Here is a 6,690-nt window from a genome sequence, read left to right as displayed (position 1 = left end):
GCTACGACTAGAGCCCTAAAGGCTTCGGTGGGCATCGATCCGATCGATCGGCGACCCGGTTCGGGCGGCCACCCGAACCGGGCCATTCCTCAGGGAACGACGCCAGTATAATCTCTCGCGCTTATACAAGGGTGGGCAAAGCCGCCGGCGCGCACGCGCCGGGCGGCGTGCCCACCATTCCATCGCCGCGAGATAATGATGGTGGGCACGGCGCAAGAGCGCCTTTGCCCACCTTACGGCTGCTTCGGCTTGATATAGGTGAGCGCCGCGTCCATCCGCTCTTTCGAATAAGCGCGCATCTCGCCCACGGTCGCAAAGCTCCTTGTTAAAGGCTTGCCGCTGTCCGGATGGCCGGGCAGCGGCCCGAGGTATTTCCTGGTCATCTTGACAAGATGCGGCGCGGGCACGGCCGCCAACTGCTCCGGGGTCGGATCCGACATCAGTTCGGAGCAACTGATGGTGTTCGGATACACGGCTGAATTGGTATAGCCCGGTATGTTGCTCGGGCAGTCGGTACGCATCGTACTGACCCCGAACTGCGAATAATCGAAAACCGGCGCTATCGACGGGGCGGTCAGGTCGCGCTGGGTGAGCGAGTAAGGTTCTGTATTGGGTGGTCGCGGCAGCAGGTCCTGCAAAAACCGCAGGATGGAAGTGGTCTGGTATTGCGTGTTGCAGACGCCGGCTTGCAGCCATGGCGAGATCAGCAGCACGGGTATGCGCGCGCCCAACACGGAGAAATCGAACGAATAGGTCAGATTCGTGATTGAAGAGTTCCAGGTCCAGACCGGCGGCTGCTGTCCGTCGTTCGGATCGAAGCCCGGAGCGACCGTGGCAGGAAGGCTCTTGTGGTCGTAGATGCCGCCGCTCTCGTCGAAATTCACGATCAACAGAGTATTGCCCCAGTAGGAGCTCTGGCTAAGCGCGTTGTAGACGCACGCCAGGAAGTTTTCGCCGGCCTCGACCATCGCAATCGGGTGCATGCTGGTATCCGTGCCGTGGTTAAAGCACATGATGAAGCTGTAGAACGGGAGCGTGCCGTTGGTCAGGTCGTTGAAAAAATTGGCGATCGGCACGTTGGTCACGTTAAACCCGGCCGGTTCGTTTTCATTGTACTGCTGGCTCAACACCTGCTCGTTCAGCCAGTTGGTATCGCAGTTACTGCCCAGCCAATACATTTTCCAGGTCTGGCCTTTTTGCTGGATGCGCTCGAAAATGGTCAGGCGGTTCACCATATTGGTGCCGCCGACCGCGTCATTGTCGTCGATGCCGAGGTCGCCCGTGCTGGCGCAATGCATGAAAGCGCGGTTGGGCGCGGTATGGCCGGGCATATCGCAGTACCACGCGTCGCACACCACGAAGGATTGGGCCAGCGTGTGAAAGACCTGCATCGACAGCCATTCGAAATAGGTCAATGCTCCCGGACCGTTGTTCGGATTTATGCCTTCGCTCGGGGTAGATAGAAAACCGCTGTTGATGGGCGGGAAAGTGATCGCCGGCGCGTTCTGCGGCTGCCCTCCGATGATTCCGGTCGCGCCGGGACCGAACAGATCGTGCATCATGCCGTCGCCGAATTCGTGATTGATATCGTTGTTGATATATTGCGACTCGTAGTTGCCCGTACCGACGCCCGGCAAAATGCCGGTCATGTATGTGGCCGGGTTGCTGTTGGAGTCAGGCGCCTGAAGCGGGTTCATGGTGTTGTAGAGATCAGGCTTGAGGTTTCCCTGGCCATCCAACACGCCGTCAACGCCCGGCATCGCCCCGAGCAGATGGTCGAACGACCGGTTCTCAAACATCAGCACGACAACGTGCTGAATATTCGCAAGTGCGTTACCCATGAAACCTCCTCGACGGGTAAGGCGGCACAATGCACAAGGCATGCCAAGGTTGCATTGTCAATAAGTTCTCCCGCCTGCCGCAAGGGCTATCCAACGCACCGCACCACCGCCTTCCGCTCGATCGGATGGATGTCGATCGCCCGGGCGCGGCCCATGCGCAGCACCTCCATCGCAAGCGTCCGGCCGATCCGGTCGCGGTCGAGCGCGCGGATCAGGTCGTCGACGCCGTTGATGTCTACACCGTCGAGGCGGGTCACGACATCGCCGGGCAGCAATCCGGCCAGCGCGGCGGGGCTGTCCGGCTCCAGTTGCGCGAGCAGCGCGCCCATTGTGTTGTCGATGCCGGCCACCACCGCATGCCGGCGCGGAATCGGCGCGCTCTGCGCCGACACGCCGATATAGGCGCGCCGGACGTGGCCGTGACGGATGATCTCCGACAGCACGAATTGCGCGGTGTTGCTGGCGACCGCAAAGCAGATGCCGTGCGCGCCGTTGATGATCGCGGTATTGATGCCGATCACTTCGGCCGCGGACGACACCAGCGGTCCGCCCGAATTGCCCGGATTGAGCGCGGCATCGGTCTGGATGACGTCCTCGATGGTCCGGCCATTGACGGAGCGGATGGAGCGGCCAAGCGCCGACACCACGCCCGCGGTGACGGTCGATTCGAATCCCAGCGGATTGCCGATCGCAACCACGAGTTGGCCGCGCCGCAGGTTCTTCGAATTGCCAAGCGCTGCGAAGTGCAAATTCCGCGATGCGTCGGCGCGCAGCAAAGCGAGGTCGGTGTCGGGATCGACCCCGAGCACCCGCGCATCGGTGACGCCGCCTTCGCTGTCGCGTATCCTGATCTGCTTCGACGAGCCGACCACATGATTGTTGGTCAGCACCAGCCCGTCCGGCGAGATAACGATACCCGATCCCAGCCCGCCCCGCTGCCGCCCGTTGGGCTGAGTGGACATGGTCTCGACACGCACGACCGCCGGCCCGACCCGTTCCGTCACGCCGATCACCGCATTGGAGTAGGCGTCGAGCAGGGCGTGGTCGTCGACCGCGGCCGTTGGCGGGTTTTGAGATGAAATTTCGTCGTCCGCAAAGTCTTGCGAAATATCCAACATCGCGAATTCCTTTTTCGCGTGTTAGATGGTCACAGGTGTTGTGAACGGCAAGTGTCGGCGCCTGGAGCCCTTCGATGCGTGTGTAGGATGGGCAAAGCCGTCGGACGCGAACGCGTCCGGTGGTGCCCATCATTCCTTGATCGCCGCACATACACCACCCTCATCCTGAGGAGCGCGCTCATGCGCGCGTCTCGAAGGATGGCCGCAGGCGCTTGTGGCCCATCCTTCGAGGCTCGCCGCGAGATGCGGCGAGCACCTCAGGATGACGGTGGGGTGTATGGATGATGGGCACGGCGCCAGAGCGCCTTTGCCCCCCTACGCTCTGCCGTCAATGCAGCCGCGGTCCCTTCAGGAATCTGGCGCGGTCGGAGGATTTCACCGTCACGTCGAAAACGTCGCCCTCGCGGTACAGCGTGAGCGGGACGTCGACATCGGCGGGTCCGAGCGCCCAGAGCTTTCGGTAGAACGCCGGCTGGTTTGCGACCTTGTCGCCATTCACGGCCAGAATTATATCGCCGGTCCTGAGTTCGGCGCGGGCCGCCGGGCCCTTTGCGGCGATGCCGACCACCACCAGCTTGTTTTCGATCTCGGTCGAATACATCCCGAGCCACGGCCGCGCCGGCTTGTTGGCGCGGCCGAATTTGCGCAAGTCGTCGAGCACTGGCTTGAGCAGGTCGATCGGCACCACCATGTTGAGGTGCTCGGCCCTGCCGGCGCGGTCGCGCTCCAGCTGCAACGAGCCGATGCCGATCAATTCGCCGCGATCCGAGATCAGCCCGGTGCCGCCCCAGTTGGGATGCGCGGGATAGGTGAAGATCGCCTCATCCAGCAGGTATTCCCAGTAGCCGGCAAATTCCTGCCGGGCGGCGATGCGGCCGGCGAGCGACCGGGTGCGCCCGCCGACGCCGCCCAGCACGATGCGGTCGCCGAGCTCCGCCGCAGCGGAAGAGCCGATCGGCAACGGCTCGAGATCGATACGGCCGAGCGCCTGCACCAGGCCGAAGCCGGTTTCGGAATCGAAGCCGAGCGCGTGGCCTTCCACCACGCGGCCGTCGCCGAGATGCAGCCAGACGGTTTCGGCCTCGGTGATCAGATAGCCGATGGTCAGCACCAGCCCGTCGCCGATCAGCACGCCGTTGCCGGCGCGCTCGGTGCCGAGCGTGTCGGCCGTAAAGGCATCTGGCGGAATGATGGAATGCAGGCCGACCACCGCGGCCAGCGCGCGCTCGAGGTCGAAACCGTAATCCTCAGCGCGCGGCTGGATCGCCGGCGGCACTTTCCATTCGGTCAACGAAGGCATGCAGGCTCTCCGATTCCCCAAGGAGAGGTTTTATCACAGGTGCCTGGCTGCATCAAAATGCCCCGGTCGCTGCCTGCGGCCGAAAGCGGCCAAAGCGCAAGGGCTACTCGGCGGATGCAGCCAAACGATATTGCGACAGCCGCCGGAGGCTAACGCGGTAGATAAGACCAAAGAGGCCGCCTCAATTGGCGGCCTCTTTTCAATTGCCACCTTGCGGGGGCGTCTGGTTCTGAGCGAGTTAGCGACCTCTACACGTTTCCCTGTACCGGCGACAATTTCCTTCGCCTTGTTCGCCCAGTTTGTCCTTGTTGAGACAAGCCTGCCGCAGTTCGCCGCACACATCCCTTCGAACCGGTTTTTGGCAGGTCTCCCGGTATCTGCGGCAATTTCCTTCGCCCTGCTCCCCTAGCCGGTCTTTGTTTTCGCAGGCGCGCCGCAATTCTTCGCATTGCCCACCACCGCGGCCGCGCCCATCGTCGATGCGGACGCCTCCCGGTCCAATCTGGACGGATTGGGAAAAGGCCGAGATTGGCACCACCACAATAATGGCCGCTGCTGCCGCGACGGCGAATGCAAGTTGGCGCACTCTCTGAAACATTACTATTCCTCCCAGCTAAAAGCCGGTGAATCCCGGCTCTGTAGAATGCCCGCTCGGAGCGATTCGTTCCTAACTTTTATTTTCGCGGGAGGCCACGAGACCGATGCCCAACGCGGAGCAAGATGCGCCCGGGGCCAAGGTCTGTCTGTCACAAGACCGGAGGTTGTGACCCAGCAATGAGACTGGAGAGGCCGGGCCCGCCGCTAGCCGGTCAAGCGCCACTGGGCCGGCGCGTCCTCACTATCCACCTCACGCCGTTGCTCTTCCGCAGTGCAACGGTGCCTCCTGGCATGCCGTCAAAATAGCGTTGGCTCAAATGTCTTGCAGCATTTGCGGTATAGTTACCGGGACCACTAAACCTCAACAATCACATAGCTGTCCTCGATGTGGACCGGAAACGTCTCCGCCACATAAGGCCCCTTCGCCAGCGTCTCGCCGTCCTCGACGGCGACTGGATAGGTCCTGATCTTGACGCGCTTGGGGTCGAACCAGGATTGGCCGGTGCGCATGTCGAATTCCCAGCCGTGCCAGGCGCAACGAAGCAGTTCGCCGACCCGCGAGCGCTGATAGACGCCGGGCTCGGGCGAGGTCAGCCGCGCCACGCAGGCCGCCTTGTCGAGCGGCGCGCCTTCATGCGGACAGCGGTTGAGCAGCGCGAAGAACTCGCCGTTGACATGGAACACGACGATGTCGCGGCCGTCCACGGCGACCACCTTGTTGCCGCCGGGCGGGATGTCGCAAGTGCGGGCGACGACGTGACGGGCCATGTCTTCCGAAACTTTGCGATCAGAGCTTGTAGAGCGCACGCGCATTGGCGTTGAAGATTTTCGCGCGTTCCGCCTCGCTCAGCGGCGTCTTGAAGGCGAAGCGCGGATCGTCGAAATCCCAATGCGGATAATCCGACGAGAACAGCAGCCGGTCGGCGCCGATCCAGTCGATCACCGAGCGCAGATGCTTTGCGTTGTCCGGCTCGTCGATCGGCTGGGTGGTGAACCAGAAGTGCTCGCGGACATATTCCGAAGGCCGGCGCTTCAGGTGCGGGACCTCGTCGCGAAAACGATCGAAATGCCGGTCCATCCGCCACGTGGTCGACGGAATCCAGCCGAATCCGCCTTCGATAAACACGATTTTCAGGCGCGGGAAGCGCTCGGGCACGCCCTCGATTACCAGGCTAGAGAGTGTCGCCGCCACCGAATGCGCGTTGGACTGATGCTCCTCCGTATAGAACGACGGCCAGCCGCCGCCGGTCGGCGCATGCCCGCCGTAGCCGCCGACATGGATGCCGAGCGGCAGCCCGAGCTCCTGCGCCTTTTCATAGATCGGCCAGTAGCGATGGCGGCCGAGCGGCTCGTTGGCGCGCGGCGAGACATTGATCTGCACATAGCGGCCGGTCTTGGCACAACGCTCGATTTCGGCGGTGGCGGCCGCGGTGTCGTCCTGCCCGACCAGGATCGAGGCTTTCAGCCGCGGATCGCGGTCGCTCCAGTGCGCGAGTTGCCACTCGTTGACGGCGCGCTGGATCGCCGCGCCAAAGTCGAGATTCTGCTGCGAGAAGATGAACAGGTCGAGCACCTGCAATATGCCGAACTCGACATCGAGCGGATCGAGGTGTTGCTTCTGCATGAAGTCGAGGTCGGAGCCGGGCGGGCCGCCGGTCGGCGGCCAGGCGTCGCGCCGCGAGATCAGCGGCGAGGAGCGCGGATACGGCGTGGTGCCGATATAGGGCGTGCGCAGATGATCGCCGTAGGTCTTCAGATGCTCCTGCCAGCGTTTTGGCAGGAACGGATTGAGGTCGGCGCGCGAATGCAGGCTCGGATGGATGTCGCAGTCGAT

At 62.8% G+C, this 6,690-nt stretch carries 5 protein-coding genes; all 5 read right to left on the bottom strand.

Annotated features, from left to right (window positions below; genetic code table 11):
- Positions 1–233: 233 nt before the first annotated feature.
- Positions 234–1,841, bottom strand: a complete 1,608-nt coding sequence (locus VGP39_RS12345; protein ID WP_327568394.1) for an alkaline phosphatase family protein — start codon at positions 1,839–1,841, stop codon at positions 234–236.
- An 86-nt stretch (positions 1,842–1,927) separates the two neighbouring features.
- Positions 1,928–2,959, bottom strand: a complete 1,032-nt coding sequence (locus tag VGP39_RS12340; RefSeq protein WP_327568393.1) for a S1C family serine protease — start codon at positions 2,957–2,959, stop codon at positions 1,928–1,930.
- A gap of 328 nt (positions 2,960–3,287) precedes the next feature.
- Complete coding sequence (locus tag VGP39_RS12335; protein ID WP_327568392.1) at positions 3,288–4,259, bottom strand: S1C family serine protease; 972 nt, start codon at positions 4,257–4,259, stop codon at positions 3,288–3,290.
- Positions 4,260–5,210: 951 nt separating this feature from the next.
- The gene (locus VGP39_RS12330; protein ID WP_327568391.1) at positions 5,211–5,624 is read right to left on the bottom strand and encodes a Rieske (2Fe-2S) protein; all 414 of its coding nucleotides are present in this window, start codon (positions 5,622–5,624) and stop codon (positions 5,211–5,213) included.
- Positions 5,625–5,643: 19 nt separating this feature from the next.
- Positions 5,644–6,690 (bottom strand): amidohydrolase family protein (locus VGP39_RS12325; RefSeq protein WP_327568390.1); only part of this gene is annotated, 1,047 nt, incomplete at its 5' end.

The organism is Bradyrhizobium sp., from assembly GCF_036009065.1.
GTDB lineage: Bacteria > Pseudomonadota > Alphaproteobacteria > Rhizobiales > Xanthobacteraceae > Bradyrhizobium.
The sequence above is the reverse complement of the archived record's forward strand: the minus strand, read 5'-3'. Positions and strand labels throughout refer to the sequence as shown.